This window comes from Campylobacter pinnipediorum subsp. caledonicus (assembly GCF_002022005.1).
In the GTDB taxonomy this organism is placed as follows: Bacteria; Campylobacterota; Campylobacteria; order Campylobacterales; family Campylobacteraceae; genus Campylobacter_A; species Campylobacter_A caledonicus.
In genome coordinates this window covers 652,480-670,917 of the sequence record NZ_CP017258.1, presented here as the reverse complement: position 1 = coordinate 670,917, position 18,438 = coordinate 652,480, and the positions used below count along the sequence as shown (strand labels likewise).

The following is an 18,438-nucleotide window of genomic DNA, read 5'->3' as shown; positions in this document are numbered from 1 at the left end:
TATATTATTTTTTTTAAAAAGTATAGTTTAGCATAAAAAAATTATTTATATAAAACTTTAGCAAATTTTAGCTAAGATTTAAAAATGAATTTAAATAGCATTGAAACTCATATACTAAAACCATTTATACCACAAGACTCAAATATTTTGCTTTTAGGTAGCTTTCCACCACCACAAGCAAGATGGAGTATGCCCTTTTATTATCCAAATTTTAACAACGACATGTGGAGGATATTTGGACTAGCGTTTATGAATGATAAAATGTATTTTGTAAATTTAGAACAAAAGACCTTTTATCAAGATAAGATTATGGATTTTTTAAAACTAAAAGGCATAGCCATAGGCGATAGTGCATTAAAAGTGCAAAGGCTAAAAGGCAATGCCGATGATAAGTTCTTAGAAGTAAAAGAAGCACTAAACATTGGCGAGATATTAAAACAAATGCCAAATTGCAAAGCTATTTTAACAACTGGCACAAAGGCTTGTGAGATAGTGTTGCAACAAGCTAAAAATAATGGCTGGATTTTAGATAGCAAGGATACTATAAAAGCTCCAAAAACAGGCGAATATACACAAGCTTTTGCACCAAATACACAAGATAATGAAAAACAAAGCATAAAAATATACCGTATGCCATCTAGCTCAAGAGCATATCCTTTAAGTCTCGACAAAAAAGCTCAAATTTATAAAGAAGTTATAAGTAAGTATACTTACTAACAAAAATTATATTTTGATTAATATTAAAAAATTAAACCATAGAAGAGTTTAAAAAACATCTTCTATATTTACAGTTTTATTTTCAAGTCCCACAAAATGTTTGATAGTTTGCCATTGAAACACTTGGCAGTTCTTGATATTTTGAGTTTTTAAAATCATATTCATAAGGCTTTTGCAAAACATTTAAAAGCTCACTAAACTCTTGATAATCGCCCTTTGCTGCGCTACTTAAAGCACTTTCAACAAGATGATTTCTAGGTATCACAAAAGGGTTTGCATTTTTCATCATATCGTACACCTTTTGCCTGTTTTGTTCTGATTTTTCTATACTCTCATACCATTTTTCTTGCCATTTTTTAAACTCTATATCATCAAAAAGCTCGCTTGTGCCTTGTAAGTAAGACCCATCTTGCTCGCCTACTTCAAGACTTAAACGAACAAATGTATTTGTATAATCAGCACCATTTTTATACATCAAATTTAAAAGCTCGGACACTAAAACCTCATCATTTTCTTGCTCTTTTATAAGACCAAGCTTTTCTCTCATACCGCTTAAAAATGCCTCTTTAAAAATAGGCAAATATTTAGATAGCTCATCTTCTGCTATCTTGATAGCTTTGTCTTGATTTTCATCTAAAATAGGCAAAAGTGTGTCCGCAAACACAGATAAATTCCAATGCCCAATAGGTGGCTGGTGCTCATAAGAATACCTTGAATGCTTGTCAATAGAACTAAACACCGTTTTTGGATCATATCTATCCATAAAAGCACAAGGACCATAGTCAATACTCTCGCCGCAAATACTCATATTATCGGTATTCATAACGCCGTGTATAAAGCCTACAAGTTGCCATTTTGCTATAAGTTTGGCTTGTTTTTTTATGACTTCTTTTAGCAAAGATTGATATGGATTTTTATCGTTTTGTATATAAGAATAGTGCCTTTTTATGGCATAATCAGCCAAAGCCTTGACATCGCCATCATTTCCAAGATATGCAAACTCAAATGTCCCAACCCTAAGATGACTACTAGCAACCCTTGCTAAAACAGCACCTTGCTCCATACCATCTCTAAACACCATTTCACCCGTTAAAGATACAGCCAAACTTCTAGTGGTGGCTATATTTAATCCATACATGGCTTCGCTTATGATATACTCTCTAAGCATAGGACCAATCACCGCCTTACCATCTCCACCACGAGAATAAGGTGTTTTTCCACTTCCTTTTAGTTGTATGTCGTATGTTTTTCCATCTGGTGCGTTTTGTTCCGCTAGTAAAATAGCCCTGCCATCTCCAAGTGTGGTAAAATACCCAAACTGATGTCCAGCATAAGCTTGTGATATAGGTCTCATGTCATCTAAAAATGCATTTCCCACAAAAAGCTCTGATTTTTGCTCATCATTTAACTTTTTTAGCTCTTCGCTAAGCCCTAGTTGCTTTGCTAGGTCTTCGTTATAAATAACTAAACTAGGTTTTGGAAAAGCTGAGTTTTTAGCAAATGAATAAAATCTTTTAGGAAGCTGTTCGTATGTATTGCTTATATTCCAACCAAAATTTTCTTGTTTCATATGGTTTCCTTTTTATACTATTTATTACATTCTATTATATATTTAGTTATATTCTTTAAACAAAATATATAAATTTAACTTGCCACACTTAAAATAACATTTAATAAATATTCGGATAAAATTATAAAAATAAAAAAAGGCAAAACATGATCACATTAAACAATTTTAAAAACTTTTTGAAAGAGACAGGTTTTAAAGAAATATCAAACAACGAATTTATAAAGAAATACATAAATGAAAAAATAATAATAGACTTCAAAAACGAAAAGATTATATACCCAAAAACAATAAAAAGAGGTGATGATACAACTTGTAATTTTTCTCATAATGAGAATTTTGTTGTCCTTGAATGTATTGATAGGCTTTTATCACAAGGGTATAATTCAAAAAATATAGAAATAGAAACAAAGTGGAAGCTAGGAAGAAGTGCAAAAAGTGGAAAAGCTGATATAGTAGTAAGAGATAATAATTTAAATGCTTATATGATAATAGAATGCAAAACATACAAAGAAGAATATGAAAAAGAATTAGTAAATATGTTTAAAAATGGCGGTCAGCTTTTTAGCTATTACCAACAAGACCAAAGTGCTAAATTTTTAGTCTTATATACTAGTGCTTTTGATGGTTACGAGATAAAGAACCTATATACAGCAGTTGAAATGTTAGATGATGAAAATATCACAAATACAGAGAAATTATATAAAAATGCCAAAAATGTAGAAGAATATTTTAATGTATGGAAAGAAACTTATCAGTTTGATAAATTTCACTTTGGAATTTTTGAAGAAAATATACTACCTTTTCAAATAAGACAAAATCAACCAAGCATACAAAATTTACAAGAAATAACATTTGGTGACATAGGTGGTAAATACAACGAATTTGCAACTATATTAAGAAAACACAACATAAGTGGTAGAGAAAATGCCTTTGATAAACTTTTAAATTTATTTTTATGTAAAATTATAGATGAATTAGAAAATTCATCAAAATTAGAGTTTAATTACAAAGGTAAAAGATATGATGACATTTTTGATTTTTGCGATAGATTGCAAAAGCTATATCAAAAAGGAATGTCTAAATTCTTAAATCGAGATATAACATATGTAAGTCAAAAAGAAATAGATGAAGCATTTAAATTTGTGAAAGATAGCCCGGATGAAACAAAACGAGTAATAGGTGAATACTTTAAAAAATTAAAATTTTTTACAAATAATGACTTTGCTTTTATAGAAGTTTACAACGAAGAGCTTTTTAGGAAAAATATAAAAATACTAATAGAAATAGTCCAAATGTTTGAAAATATTCGCCTCACCAGCTCAACACACAATCAATTTTTAGGAGATTTGTTTGAAGGATTTTTAGATCAAGGTGTCAAGCAAAGCGAAGGACAATTTTTTACTCCACTTCCTATAGTTAAATTTATGATCTCATCTTTGCCTCTTGATAAAATTTTAGATAGTAAAGAAAATGTGTTCGTTATAGATTATGCTTGTGGGGCTGGTCATTTTTTAAATGAATATGCAAATTTTATAAAAACTCATTATATAAAAGACAAAGATATTTTAAAAAAACACTATAAAAATATTTTTGGTATAGAAAAAGAGAGTCGTTTAAGCAAGGTTAGTAAGGTTGCAAGTTTTATGTATGGTCAAGATATAAATATTATTGACCACGATGCATTAGCTTACAATGAACAAATAGATAATCAAAAATTTGATATATTAATAGCAAATCCACCATATAGTGTAAAAGGTTTTCTAACAACATTAAAAGACGATGAAAATTTTAACAATTACGAACTTACAAGTTTGGTCGAAAATTTAGAAACAAGTAATTCGATTGAATGCTTTTTTATTGAACGTGCCGCTCAAATTTTACAAACTGAGTCTCTAGCCTCTATAATAGTTCCAAGCTCTCTTATAAATAAATCTGGCAAAATTTATGAAAAAACTAGAGAAATTTTACTTAAAAACTTTGAAATTTTAGCAATAAGTGAGTTTGGAAATAAAACTTTTGGAAAAACTGGAACAAATACAGTAGTTTTGTTTTTACAAAAATTGTCAAACAATCCAAATATATATCAACACTCGAAAAATAGAGCAAATGATATAATATATCAAAATAATTTTTTACAAGAATATAAAGATAAAAATAATTTAAAAGAATTTTGTGAATTTTTAAGGTATGATTTTAACGATTATCTAGACTTTATAAAAAATGGCAAAATTTTAAATAACGAAATATTTGATGAGTATAAAAAATCTTTTGAAGCTTCAAGTGAATATAAAAATTTACAAAAGAAAAAAATAACTCTAAAATATAAAGAACTAGATAAAGACAATGAGATAAAAAAAGCGTTATTAAGCTATATAAAAGATATAGAATGTGATAAATTTAGCATTTTTCAAACTATAAAACATCAAAAGACTATCATAATTCAAGCACCTAGTGGGAATGAAGAACAAAAGAAATTCTTGGGGTATGATTGGAGTAGCGCAAAAGGTCAAGAAGGTATAAAATATATATCAAAACAACCTTTAAAAAATGAAGATAGTGAAATTTTACAAAACATAAATGGGCTTGACAATATAGACAGTGTTCTTTATGATCCTATGGATTTTAACAATCATGAAAAATTAAATTTTCTTATAAGACAACATATTGCCAAAAACAATGTTCAAATTCCAGAAAATTTAAAAACATTTACAAAATTAGTAAATTTAAAAGACTGTATAGACTTCACAAAGCCATTTTTCAATAAATCAATAAGCTTAAGTGCAAATAATAGTATTGAAATTATCAGCAAATTTCCGCTTGTAAAACTTGAAAATATCATAGAAAAACTAGAAACTGGCTCTAGACCAAAAGGAGGAGTTGGAATTTTAGACAAAGGTATCTTAAGTCTTGGCGGTGAACATATACACAACACATATGGAAGAGTAAACCTAAGTAATTTAAAATTTGTTGATGAAGAATATTATAATAAAAACAACCAAGGCAAGATAGAAAAAAATGATATTTTAATTTGCAAAGATGGAGCATTGACTGGCAAAATAGCAATAATAGGAGATGAATTAAATAACAAAAAAGCCATGATTAACGAGCATGTATTTCTTGTTAGAAATTCTAATTTAAATATTCAAAAATACATATTCTATTTTTTATACTCGCCATTAGGACAACAGCTATTAAAATCGAATATAACTGGCTCGACACAAGGTGGAATTAATTCAAAAAACTTAAAAAACATAAAAATTCCTCGTCCTTCAATTGATATTCAAAAACAAATAGTAGAAGAATGCGAAAAAGTAAGTAATGAGTTTAAAACCATAAGAATGGAAATCAAAGAATACAAAGAAAAAATGAATAAAATTTTTGATAAATTTGGCATTCAAACAAATGGGGGGGGGGATGAGCTAATATCAAAATATTGTGATATATTGATAGGTGGAACTCCAAAAAGAGATAACTCATCATATTATAATGGTTCAAATTTATGGCTTAGTATTTCTGAAATGAACTCAAATGTCATTACTGACACAAAAGAAAAAATAAGCGATTTAGGAGTTAAAAACTCAAATGTTAAATTGATCCCAAAAGATACAACATTAGTAAGTTTTAAACTTAGCATAGGAAAAACGGCAATCGCAGGAAAAGACTTATATACAAATGAAGCAATAGCTGGATTTGTTGTAAAAGATGAATATAAAAATAATATTTTAAATAAATTTATATTTTGCTTATTTGAATGTAATATAATAAAACTTAAAAAAGATAGTTTGAATGCTTTTGGCAAAAGCTTAAATTCAAAAGATTTAAATAATATAAAAATTCCAAAACTTCCATCTAAAAACATTCAAAAACAAATCATACAAGAATTTGAAAAATATGAAAAAGAAATATCACAAAGAAAAATTAAACTAGAAAAAGAACAAGGTTTATATAAAGAAATTTTAGATAATTATTTAAATTGATTGATTTTATTTATCACATGTAGATTAAGATACTCTAAAATATAAAATTATATAAAATTTTAATAACAAATCGTTATATTTTTGATATAATACTGTAACATAAATTTCATTTTAAAAGGATATTCAATGCAATTTTATACTAAAGTATTGTTTATATTGAACTTTTTTTTGTTGTTTTTAAACGCACAAGATGTAAGACAGGTTGTAGCCGATACTCCTAAAGATATGATTTTAAAGGTTAGAACTGAAGATGGACAAAATCTGTGTTATAGTCCTGTTTTTTCAAAAGGAGAGAGCTATATTTATTTGGATTATTGTAGTAATAAACTGCCAAAAGCTAGATACGATGTTTTTGGGAGAATCAGTTTTGAAGTAAATGGCAACTACTTATGTCTTGTAGCACCTTCTAGTGTTACTGGCATAGATGGTAAATCAACTCAATCGTGGGATTATATGCATTTATCGCCTTGCACTTTAAATGACAGAAATCAACGTTTTATGATTAAAAATAGTAAAATATTTACAAACGAAGGCAATTTACGAATTAAGCATTACAAATACTATGCCTATATATCTAAAAAATCAAGCGACAAAGAAAATCACGAGCTACATTCTGAAATGAAATCATGGGCAAATCTAAGGGCTGCTCCGGCAACTTTAAGTTTTAAAACACCTATAGCTTGGCCTTTTATAGATAGATTTCAATGGGCTTTGTATTATTTGCAAAATAATAAATCTGTCCCAGATAATATAGTTGAACTTTATTACAATTCCACAAATGGCCATATTGCTCAATATTATAAAGAAAGTGGTCAATTATACTGCCTCACTTCAAATCAGAAAAAAACACAAAATTGGAATTGGGCTAGTTGGGAAGAATGCAAAGATGTAGTTACAAAAAGTGACGAAAAACATAAGTGGAGTTTCTTGTCACCGCATGAAAATGATAGTATGATAATTGATTATTTAGGAAACATACTAAGACTTAGTGCTTATGGAGTTAATTGGGGCGTTCCGTATACCATAAAACCAAGTTATATGCCTAAAGATACAAGCAATGCACCAAAAGAATATTTTACTATTTCTCATGAACTTGGAGATTGGCTAAGATTTGTCAATGCAAATCTTGCTGATGAACTTAATGTTTGTCCAGCTTCAGGAAAACAAACAGATAGTAAAATAAGAGTTAAAAGAGATATCCATCCTAGCTTTAGACTAGAAGATGAAGCTTGGCAAAGAAGACTTTGGCAAATAGCAAGAAGTGGTTCAAACAATGAAAGCGAGGGTATAGGAATTTGTGGTACTTGTCTTTTACAAACTATGCAAATGGTGCTTGAAATTTTAAATGACACTTCTATTAGAAATGATGGCGAAGGTTATTTATTTCCAACAGCACATATGCGAGATCCTTTTATAGCATTTAGACAAAGATATCCTGGCTTAAGCCTTGTACTAGAAACTCAAGGGCGATTTGAAGAGTCTGCCAGATACGAATGGGCGCAAATGCAAACAGCATTAGGCCACAGTGCTTTAGGATTAGTTGGAACTTTTTTATCTAATTATGTGATTACAGGAACAAATATGCTAAACGAATCTCAATTAGACATAGGAGTTCAATCAGTACTTAGATCTTCACCTGGATCTGTTTGGATAAATTTCATCTACACCATAAATCCAAGAACAAACGAATTAGAAGGTCATATCATGCCAGTTATCAGAACACAAGGTGGTATGGTTTATGTTACTACAAATTTTCCAGATATAACACTTGATGAATTTAGACAAAGACTTAGTCGCACTATAAATACTACTAGTGATGTAAGAAATCGAATTACAAATAACGGAACATTAAATTTAGCTTATACCCAGTTCATACAAGTTTCAAGAAGGTATTTTAATCCTATCGTTTTAAGTGTGTCACAAAACAACTGCACAGGAGAAGGGCCAAGCAGAAGAGGGAGCAAAAGAAAACCTGAAGTAAATTTAATAAATCAATGTGATACTCCGAGTAAAAGATGTGGTTTGTTAGAAAGTAGATAAAATTTACAATTTTAAAAATCAAATAGATTACAATATCTATTTGATTTATTATAATAAAGCTCTTCAAAAAATAATAAAATTCATACTTGATATAATACTTAATATTGGACTATTTCAAACACCAAAAAACACCTCAAAAATATGTCTTATTTTACCAAGTATACTTTCTTTTTTCTCTTGCCACCCCTTCTTAAAGCAGGTAGCAATAATCTATCCAGATCATGTTCAGCATAATCAACATACCTCAAATATCAAATAAATTTTCCATGCATCTCTTTTCTTTATCTTTGCTTACTAATACACTTCTTTCTCTTGTCCATAACAGTTTTCTTCATAAAATTTTTGATTAACATTGCCTGCAATCACTATTAAGTTTGGATTGTCTTTTAACATTATTTCATTTAATTTTTTTATCATTTTGTATGCCTTGGATTTTAAAACCCTCCATCCCAATCTCTACTAGTCTTCTTAGCATTAACATACATTTTTATCATATTTTTTATACTTTCTTGTTTATTTAGACTTACGATATAGATAAGACAATGACATAACAAGAAATATCCCTTTAATGGTGATTTATGTAATATCTTAAGAGAGCTATCCGATAATTTGTTTGACTTGGAGTTTTACTCTATTACAAAAGAGCAGTTTAATTCTATGTAAAATAAATCTATCGAATACCATTTATTACCGCTTACACAGAAAGAATTTGAAGAACTAAGTCGTGATGAAATTCTAAAAAGATGGTTGAGTGCCCGAAAGAAAATAATTTATTATAAAAAAAGAATCTTTGACATAACAAAATTTATAACTCATGCAGGAGATACTAAGTTTGAAAAGAGATATAGACATGGTTTTTTAGATAAAATCAGAGAAGATATAACATGGAATATATAAAGAAAGTAATCAAAGAAAAAGCCCTACCATTCACAATAGAGATAGCTAAAACTATTGCTACAGAACTACTACTCACTGTTTCAATGAAAGCAGCATTAAAACTATAATTTATTATTAACAAAAAGCAACTAAAATCAAAAATCTCAGTTGCTTTTTCTTCAATATCACCCAAAGAATTACTCTTTAAGTGACCCATTTATAAATTTTACAAGTACAACACTCACAAAATAGCTATTTATAAGGCTTTAGAGCCTGTTTTTAACTACTCCCACTCGATAGTTGCGGGTGGTTTTGAGCTAATATCGTAAACAACACGGTTTATGCCGTTAACTTCATTTATAATACGGCGGCTTACATTTTCAAGCAAATCATAAGGAAGTCTTGAAAAACTAGCCGTCATACCATCACTAGCATCAACAACACGTATACAAACAGCGTTTTCATAGGTTCTATTATCGCCCATAACACCAACTGATTTTACATTTAAAAGCACGCAAAATGCTTGCCAAGTTTTATTATACCAGCCACTAGATTTAAGCTCATCTCTAAGGATAACATCAGCAGCTCTTAATAGTTCCAAGCTAGGCTCATTTACTTCGCCCATTATGCGTATAGCAAGTCCTGGACCTGGGAATGGATGACGATAAACCAAATCTTTACTAAGACCAAGTTCTAGTCCAAGCACCCTAACCTCATCTTTAAATATCTCTTTTAAAGGCTCTATAAGTTCAAATTTCATCCAATCAGGTAAACCACCTACGTTATGATGGCTTTTTATTGTTTTACTAGAACCAACAACACTACTTTCTATAATGTCTGTATAGAGTGTGCCTTGAGCTAGGTATTTTACGTTTTCATGTTTTTTTGCTTCTTGTTCAAAAACTTCAATAAAAGTATTTCCTATTATTTTACGCTTTTGTTCAGGATCCACAACTCCAGCTAACCTTCCCAAAAATAACTCACTAGCATCAATGACAATCAAATCAACACCAAGTTTGGATTTAAATATATTTTCTACTTGCTCTCGCTCTTTTGTTCTAAGAAGACCATTATCAACAAAAACAACTATCAAGTTATCAGGGACAGAATGAGCCAACAAAGCCGCAACAACAGAGCTATCAACACCACCGCTTACAGCACAAAGAACTTTATCATTACCAACTTTTTCTTTTATTTTAGCCATCTGTTCTTTTGCAAAATTTCCCATATTCCAATTGCTTTCGCATTTACATATCAACTTTGCAAAATTTTTCAAAATAGCATCACCTGATTCACTATGAGCTACTTCAGGGTGAAATTGTAAAGCATAAATTTTACGTTCATCATCACCATAAGCACAAAAATCAGAGTGCTTTGACTTAGCTAAAACTTTAAAATTTGAAGGTAAATTTTCAACCTTATCAGAATGACTCATCCATACGATTTGACCATCTTTTGTATTTTCAAAAAGAGGATGATTAACATCAAAAAATAGCTCAGCCTTACCATACTCTTTTTCTCTAGCAGGTATAACACTACCGCCAAAATGATGAGCTATAAGTTGCATACCATAACAAACTCCAAGCACAGGAATTCCAAGCTCAAAAACACCTTCATCACAGAAATAAGCATCATTAGCATAAACACTTGCTGGTCCACCACTAAGAATAATACCCTTAGGCTGTTTTGCTTTTATATCCTCAAGCTTTGAATTAAAAGGCAAAAGCTCAGCATAAAACCCCTGCTCTCTAAGGCGTCTAGCTATCAGTTGTGTATATTGAGAACCAAAATCCAAAACAATAATATCAGCTTTTTTCATTAATACCATCCTAAAATTTCAAATTGAATATACCATATAACAAGAGAAATAATATATCCAACAACTACTTTCCAAGCCTGAGACATATGAGCACCAAAAGTATAAATACCTCTTAATTTACCCATAACACCGACACCAGCAGCTGAACCAAAACTGATCATAGAACCACCGATACCAGCTGTAAGCGTTACAAGCAACCACTCATCATCGCCCATTACCGGATTTGATTTTAAAACAGCCGACATAACAGGAACATTGTCAACTATAGCAGATACAAAACCAACAGCAATGTTTATGCTAGTAAATCCAAAACTATCATAAAGTTTTATTAGATACTCCAAGAAACCAGCGTAGTGCAAAGCGCCAACAGCAGCTAAAATTCCAAAGAAAAATAACAATGTATCATTTTCTATTTTTGACATATAGTGAAAAACATTCATAGTGTCTTCATTTTTGTGTTTCTTCTTAAATGAATATGAAAATATAGTAAGTAAAGAAAAACCAAACATCATACCCCACATAGCAGGTAAATGAAAGAACTGATGACATAAAACAGCTATAACTATAGTGGAAATTCCAAGAGCTATAACAACCTTACCACCAGGTTTTATGATAACTTTTTTCTCGCTTTTTACATCAAAATGAGGACTTCCTTCTGGAACTTTTAAAGACAATAAATATCCAGTAATAATCCAACCAATAAATGAAGCAGGGAAAAGTGCTAAGAAATCTATAAATGGAGATTTTCCTGCCGCCCAAACCATAAGAGTTGTGATATCTCCAAATGGACTCCATGCACCACCGGCATTTGCTGCAACAACTATATTTATCGCACCGGCTACTAAGAATGCTTTATTTTCTCTATCTATTGTTAAAAGAACGGTAGATAAAATAAGTGCTGTTGTTAGATTGTCAGCTACTGGGCTTAAGAAAAATGCAATAACACCAGTTAGCCAAAAAAGTTTTTTGTAAGAGTATCCTTTTGAAACTAGATTGTATTTTAATGCATTAAAAACATCTCTTTCTATCAATGCTTCTATGTATGTCATAGCAACCATCAAGAAAAATACTATCTGAGCAATCTCTATAATAAGGTGATTTATCTCATTATTTAAAGGCTCCATAGACATACCATTTATGGCCATATAAATACCCAAAAGTATAAACATAAAAGTACCTATAAATATAGCTGGTTTAGCTTTATTTACATGATACAGCTCTTCAGCCGCTATAAAATAATATCCAATAACAAATACTACAAGACATAACCAGCCAGCCCAAGTTGTACTAAGGTCTATATGCTCAACCGCAACCTCAGCACCAGAACCAAAGGCCGCTGCAAAAAACAAGACTATAAGTCCAAGAAATTTCATCTACTTTTCTCCTTGAATGAAAATTAAATAACTAAGTATTTTACTAAAACAATATAAATTTAAGTTTTAAGTATATATTTTAACTTTTAACATGCTCAGATTGTTTAGCATTTTCATTATAAAAAGGATCTGCTTTATAACCACACCCTCCAAGAAAAATTAATATAAGAAATGCTAAAATAACTTTATGAAAGATATTAAATTTATTATTGAAAAACATGTGTATCAAAATCCTTTATATGAAAAACTAAACAAAATAAGGCAATATCAAGAGCTAATAAGCATGATGAGCGAAGCTCATAAACAATTTATATCATTTTGCTACGTAAAAGACAAAACATTATTTATAGTACTTAAAAATCCAATATTGCTTCGTGAACTGCGTTACGATAATAATATAAAAATGATAAAAGGTTTATTAAAAACTATCGTTCAGATAAGACCGGAATCTGTTTTTGCTAGCGTAAGCGATATAAAAATATTTGTAACAAATAAGATACAATTACAAAATAGCCTTGTTATAAATTACAATCAAAATACAAAAACGCAAAAAAAATCCAAAGGTGAGTTTAAAAATTTAGCAAAAACTCAAGAAATTTACATTCATTTTGAAGAGATTAGAACAATCATAAAAGGAAAAATTTAATTGCTATTAGATGAGTTAAGAACTTTGCCAAAAAGTTCTGGCGTATATCAATACTTTGATGAAAAAAATAGGCTTTTATATGTAGGAAAAGCCAAAAACCTTTTTAATAGAGTAAAAAGTTATTTTAATTTTACACCAACTCTATCACCATCATCAAATCTAAGCCCTAGAATTCATAAAATGATAAGTGAAACAAATCATCTTGAATACATAGTAACTAGTAGCGAAGCTGATGCATTAATACTTGAAAACTCTTTTATAAAACAACTAAAACCAAAGTATAATATCTTATTAAGAGATGATAAAACATACCCTTATATTTTTATAGATTTAAACGAAGATTTTCCAAGATTTGAAATCACAAGAAAGATAGTTCAAGGCGCAAATATAAAATATTTTGGACCATTTTTTAGCGGATCTAAAGATTTACTAGAAGCTATTTATATAAATTTTAAGCTAATTCAAAAAAAATCATGTCTAAAAAGTAAAAAAAAGTGCCTTTTTTATCAGATGAAAAGATGCTATGCTCCTTGCGAAAATGAAATTTCAAAAGAGGATTATAAAAAAATAGTAGATGAGGCATTGATATCTTTACAAAATCCAAGTTTGATGATACCAAAGCTAACAAATCTCATGCAAATATATGCAAATTCACAAAATTATGAACAAGCCGCAATAACAAGAGATCAGATAAATAGTATAAAAAATTTAGAGGTAAAAATAGAGGTTGATATAGCAAAACTTGAAGATTTTGAGGTATTTTGTGTAACTAAATATTTAGATTTATTTTGCGGGATAAGATTTAGTATACAAAAAGGAAAAATAGTTGGTGTAAAAAGCGATATAACGAATGCAAAAGATGGAGAAAATAACGAAATAAACGAGATATACAAGCACTTTATACTTGATAATTTTGCGATAAATCAACCAGTAACTGCAACTAAAATTTATACATTTGATGAGTTTGAAGATATTGATTTGGTAGCTGAAATTTTAAATAAAAGACACAATAAGAAATTTTCAATCAAACAACCAAAAGTTGGAGAAAAAAGAAAAATTTGTGAAATAGCGCAAAAAAATGCACAAATAACAATACAAAAACATATAAAAACAAATGATATGGGCTTTTTAAATGAGCTAAAAGAATATTTTAACCTAAGCCATACACCAAACACAATAGAATGTTTTGACAACTCACATCTATTTGGAGAAGCAACAGTTGCTGGTATGATAAGATATGAAAATGGAGACTTTATAAAAGAAAAGTATAGACATTTTCATCTTGAAAGCAAAAATGATTATGACCAAATGAGAGAGAGTTTGACAATAAGAGCTTTAAGATTTGATAAATTAAGTCCGCCTGATTTGTGGATAATAGATGGCGGAGAAGCTTTGTTAAATCTAGCTGTTGAAATTTTAAAAAGTTCTGGAACAAATATAGATGTTATAGCAATATCAAAAGAAAAAATTGACGCAAAAGCACATAGAGCAAAAGGGAAAGCAAAGGATAAAATTTATACTATAAGCAATAAATTTAACTTAGCTACAGATGATAAAAAACTTTTGTTTTTTCAAAAAATGAGAGATGAGGCTCATCGTTTTGCAATAAGCTTTCATAGAAAAATTAAAAACAAACAAGATACACAAAATTCAAAACTAGCAAAGCTTGGAATTTCAAAGGGAAGCATTACGAAATTAGTTAATTTTTATGGAAGTTTTGATAAAATCTATAAATCAAGTTATGATGATATAAAAAAAATAACAAACAAAAGTGTTGCGGATAAAATATTTAAGGAAAAGTCTTGATAATATACAACAAAGATTATAAGATTATAGGGATAGACAAAAAAACTTTAGGAATTTTAGAGTATCAAGACTTAGAAGATTTTTTATCACAGCACAAAGATATAGATGAAATAATACAAAATTATCCGAAAAATATCAACAAACCTTTTATACAAAATATCATAGAAAATTCAAGCACAAAAACAAAATTTAATATAAAAACAAAAAGTGGTAAAACTGCAATCGCGATTTTTAAAATAGATGAATTTTTTACTAAAGGCACTGATAGTTTCTATAGCTTAGAGCTTGTAATTGAAGATGTAATTTCACAAGATAAAAATAATACAAAAGATAATATTTTTCATATTCCAGAAGTTAGACTTCCAATACTAAAGAATACAAAAAATAAAGAAACATCTAAATTTCATAGAAATATATCTATTGATGAAGCTTGGCTTGAAAAAAATAGAAATTTCTTAAACCTAGAAAAGGATGAATTTATTTCATATATGAATATTTTTATAAGAGGCGCCAAGAGACATGAATTAGCAATACAAAATGCAATTATTACACATAATATACAAGAAATAAAAAAAATCACAAAAAAAATAAAAGAAACTGCAATTATATTACATATAACACCCCTGGTTAAAATTTTTACAGAAATTCAAAATTCAAACAACTCAGAGTTAAATACATTAATACTTAATGTTAAAGAAAATATAGATGAATTACAAAATGTTTTGTCTAAATATCAGGAGAATTTATGAAAAAATTTAAAGACTACATTGTAATCATACCTTTAATTTTTACTATTTTTTTCATATTGTATAAAATATATAATTTTTCCACCTATGTTTACAACTCTAACAAATTAGCAGAGAGCATAAAAGAGCAAAATATTTTAAAAAATATAATAAAATCACTTATACTAGAAAGAGAGATAGTAAATTCCAAAAAAAATAATTTTTACAATATAGATATTTTAAGAAAAAAAACCGATGATGACATAGATGCCTTAATTTCCTTTAAGCCAGAAAAACAAGATGAAACAATATCAATAAAATCACAAGTTGAAATTTTACGACAAAGGATAACTAGTAATTACACATTTTTAAATATATTTTTAAATTTTTATAGAAATATAAATGATTCAATAATAAATGGAAATTCTAAATTTTTAGATCTCAAATCATTAAATAATGAATTAAGAACATATATTATTATATTAAATGATATATATATAAATGCATCAAAAATAAACTTTAATAGAGAATACATACAAAAAGCTATAATAAATAACGAACAAGTTTCAAGCAATAATATATTAAACTGGCTCCAAGCTGATATTTCAAATCTTATAGATATAAAATTTTTACCAAAAAATGAATCAAAAGAAAGAATGATAAATTTTTTAAATACTTCTAAAAATAGTGGATATTTAAAAAAAATATTTGAAGAAGGTAATAAACTATCAGAATTAAAGAAAAAAAATATAACAAACGAAGAATTTTATCTAATAGATAATTTTCAAAAAGATAAATTTATATTTTTGTTAGAAGCTTCAAACATCATAGAGTCTGAATTATCTATAAAAAATTCAATTATTTTAAAAAGATATAAACAAAATATAATATTATCAGTCGCGTTGCTTATGATTTTTATATTTATTACCATCAATATTGTTAAAAAAATTAAAGAGCTAAAAATTATAAAAGAAAATATAAGATTAGCAAAGGATTCTTTTTATGACAATCAAGATGAATTAAATTTAGAAAATTACAATACGATCTTAAATTTTAAAGACATATATGAAAATTTAAAAAAATCACATAAAAAAATTATTACTTTAAATAAAATTAAAAGCAAATATATAAAAAAAGCAACTCAAAGACAAAAAATGCAACTAGAAGAAAAACTTCATAGCATATCATTTTTAAGAAAAAGTTACACATCATCTGAACAATTAAAAGCACTTAGTGTATTAGAAGAAAATTACTCAAAAGAATACTCTACGTTCAATGATATCTTAAGCACTGTATATTTTGAAAACAACGAATTAGAAAAAAGCGAAGTTGTCTTTAATCCACAAGATGTTTTTAGCATAGCTCTTGAATCTAGAATTAATGAAATCAACAAAAAAAATATAAATTACGCAACCTTTATAGATCCTAAAATAAAAAATAATCTTATAGGAGATAAAGATAAAATCATAAATACAATATCTAATATTTTGTTCTGTGCTATATATCAATGCAACCAATATTCAAAAATTATAGTAAAAATAAAACAAGTCATAAATTCTAAAAACAATGATGTAGCAAATATACTATTTACTATAAAAAACAATGCTGATTCAACACTTGAAAATTTTATTCAGAACGAAGATGTTGATATAGAAACAATAGATGATGAATATATGCAATTTTGGCTATCTCTATCCTCCCTTTATTTAAAAAGTATGCAATCAAAGCTCAAAATAAAAAGCTCAAAAGATATTGGTAATGAATTTTCATTTGAAATTGTATTAAAAACAATGAATGAAATAGAAGAATATCAAAATTTAAACAACAAAATACCTACTGCATATATCGATGATTTAGATAAAGACTATAATATATTTTTCAAAAAAACATTACAAAATATCGGTTTAAATCCAACTGTTTTTTCAAGCTTAAATAAAGTAGATAATATTAAAAATTATCGAATAATATTTACAAGAAAAACAAAAGATATATCTTATGATTCACAAAATATTATAAGCATAAAAGATCCTTTAACACCTATAAAAATTTTACAATATCTACAAAAAAATACAGATATAAAATCAACTCAAAAATTTATTTTAAATAAACCACAAATACTAATAATAGAAAATAATAATATAAATCTTAATATCATAAAGCATTCATTTGAGAAATATAATGTTGATATAACATCAGCAAGTGATCATAAAAATATAGAAGAATTAACAAAAAATAAAAGATTTGATTTATTTTTAATGGATACAGATGCATACGGAATAAAATCTTTAGAAATTGCAAAAAAATATAAAAATAATGAAATTGGAAGGCACACGCCTATAATAGCTATGATATCTAGTGCTGGAAGTATATCACCGGAACAATCATTAACAGTATTTGATGAATACATAAAAAAACCATTTAGCAAAAAGAATTTAAGAAGAATACTCACAAGTTTTATACCAAATTTTGATACTTTTTTAAACAATAATATATATAAAAAAAGTTACAATATTTTATTATTCAAAAAATCACCTATTGAAAATAAAATATTCGCTGGAGCATTATCTGAATTTAACACATATTTGACAACTGCCGATAGCTTTGAAGAATTCGAAAACTATATAAAAAATAAAATTTATGGTCTAATATTTATAGATGATAATGAAAAAAATTTTGATACCGAAAAAGCATTAAACTTAATAGAAGACTCTAGAATACTATTTGGCATAGATACAAAATTATTTATATTTAGCAATAAATCTAGAAATAATTTTAACATTAAACCTTATATTAAAATATTATCACCACAGATAAATAAGGCTCAACTAGTTGAGATAGTAAAAAAAGAGATAATGGGAGGGGTGTAGAAACTGCAAGCAAATAATTATT

General features: G+C 27.9%; 11 protein-coding genes. 7 read left to right on the top strand and 4 right to left on the bottom strand.

Annotation, left to right across the window (positions count from 1 at the left end; translation table 11 throughout):
• The first annotated feature begins 84 nt into the window (after positions 1 to 84).
• The gene (locus CPIN18021_RS03460; protein WP_078424405.1) at positions 85 to 717 is read left to right on the top strand and encodes a uracil-DNA glycosylase family protein; all 633 of its coding nucleotides are present in this window, start codon (positions 85 to 87) and stop codon (positions 715 to 717) included.
• An 82-nt stretch (positions 718 to 799) separates the two neighbouring features.
• On the opposite strand, the gene CPIN18021_RS03455 is transcribed toward CPIN18021_RS03460, so the two are convergent.
• Entirely contained in the window at positions 800 to 2,287 is a 1,488-nt protein-coding gene (locus CPIN18021_RS03455; protein ID WP_078424404.1) for a protein adenylyltransferase SelO, read from the bottom strand.
• Positions 2,288 to 2,433: 146 nt separating this feature from the next.
• On the opposite strand from CPIN18021_RS03455, the gene CPIN18021_RS03450 reads away from it, so the two are divergent.
• Together CPIN18021_RS03450 and CPIN18021_RS03445 are read left to right on the top strand one after the other, a co-directional pair.
• Positions 2,434 to 6,264 carry an N-6 DNA methylase gene (locus tag CPIN18021_RS03450; protein ID WP_078424403.1) on the top strand — a complete coding sequence of 1,277 codons (3,831 nt, stop codon included), beginning with the start codon at positions 2,434 to 2,436 and terminating at the stop codon, positions 6,262 to 6,264.
• A gap of 126 nt (positions 6,265 to 6,390) precedes the next feature.
• The gene (locus CPIN18021_RS03445) at positions 6,391 to 8,304 is read left to right on the top strand and encodes a DUF1561 family protein (protein ID WP_078423154.1); all 1,914 of its coding nucleotides are present in this window, start codon (positions 6,391 to 6,393) and stop codon (positions 8,302 to 8,304) included.
• A gap of 294 nt (positions 8,305 to 8,598) precedes the next feature.
• On the opposite strand, the gene CPIN18021_RS09120 is transcribed toward CPIN18021_RS03445, so the two are convergent.
• From CPIN18021_RS09120 to nhaD, 3 genes are all read right to left on the bottom strand, one after another.
• Positions 8,599 to 8,721, bottom strand: coding sequence for a hypothetical protein (locus CPIN18021_RS09120; protein ID WP_257617016.1), 123 nt, complete (start codon positions 8,719 to 8,721; stop codon positions 8,599 to 8,601).
• 742 nt (positions 8,722 to 9,463) lie between these two features.
• A complete protein-coding gene (gene guaA / locus CPIN18021_RS03430; RefSeq protein WP_078423153.1) occupies positions 9,464 to 10,999 on the bottom strand; it encodes a glutamine-hydrolyzing GMP synthase in 1,536 nt (511 codons plus the stop codon).
• The gene (gene nhaD / locus CPIN18021_RS03425; RefSeq protein WP_078423152.1) at positions 10,999 to 12,372 is read right to left on the bottom strand and encodes a sodium:proton antiporter NhaD; all 1,374 of its coding nucleotides are present in this window, start codon (positions 12,370 to 12,372) and stop codon (positions 10,999 to 11,001) included. Before nhaD ends, guaA begins: the two co-directional genes overlap by 1 nt.
• A 187-nt stretch (positions 12,373 to 12,559) precedes the next feature.
• Here nhaD and CPIN18021_RS03420 point away from each other — a divergent pair, with 187 nt between their 5' ends.
• Genes CPIN18021_RS03420 through CPIN18021_RS03405 form a run of 4 tightly spaced genes read left to right on the top strand, consistent with a single transcriptional unit; the run spans position 12,560 to position 18,416 of the window.
• Positions 12,560 to 13,018, top strand: coding sequence for a hypothetical protein (locus CPIN18021_RS03420; protein ID WP_078424402.1), 459 nt, complete (start codon positions 12,560 to 12,562; stop codon positions 13,016 to 13,018).
• Positions 13,019 to 14,824, top strand: coding sequence for an excinuclease ABC subunit UvrC (gene uvrC, locus CPIN18021_RS03415; RefSeq protein ID WP_078423150.1), 1,806 nt, complete (start codon positions 13,019 to 13,021; stop codon positions 14,822 to 14,824).
• A complete protein-coding gene (locus CPIN18021_RS03410; protein ID WP_078424401.1) occupies positions 14,821 to 15,573 on the top strand; it encodes a hypothetical protein in 753 nt (250 codons plus the stop codon). The genes uvrC and CPIN18021_RS03410 overlap by 4 nt, the downstream gene beginning before the upstream one ends.
• Entirely contained in the window at positions 15,570 to 18,416 is a 2,847-nt protein-coding gene (locus tag CPIN18021_RS03405; protein ID WP_078424400.1) for a response regulator, read from the top strand. The genes CPIN18021_RS03410 and CPIN18021_RS03405 overlap by 4 nt, the downstream gene beginning before the upstream one ends.
• Positions 18,417 to 18,438: the final 22 nt, after the last annotated feature.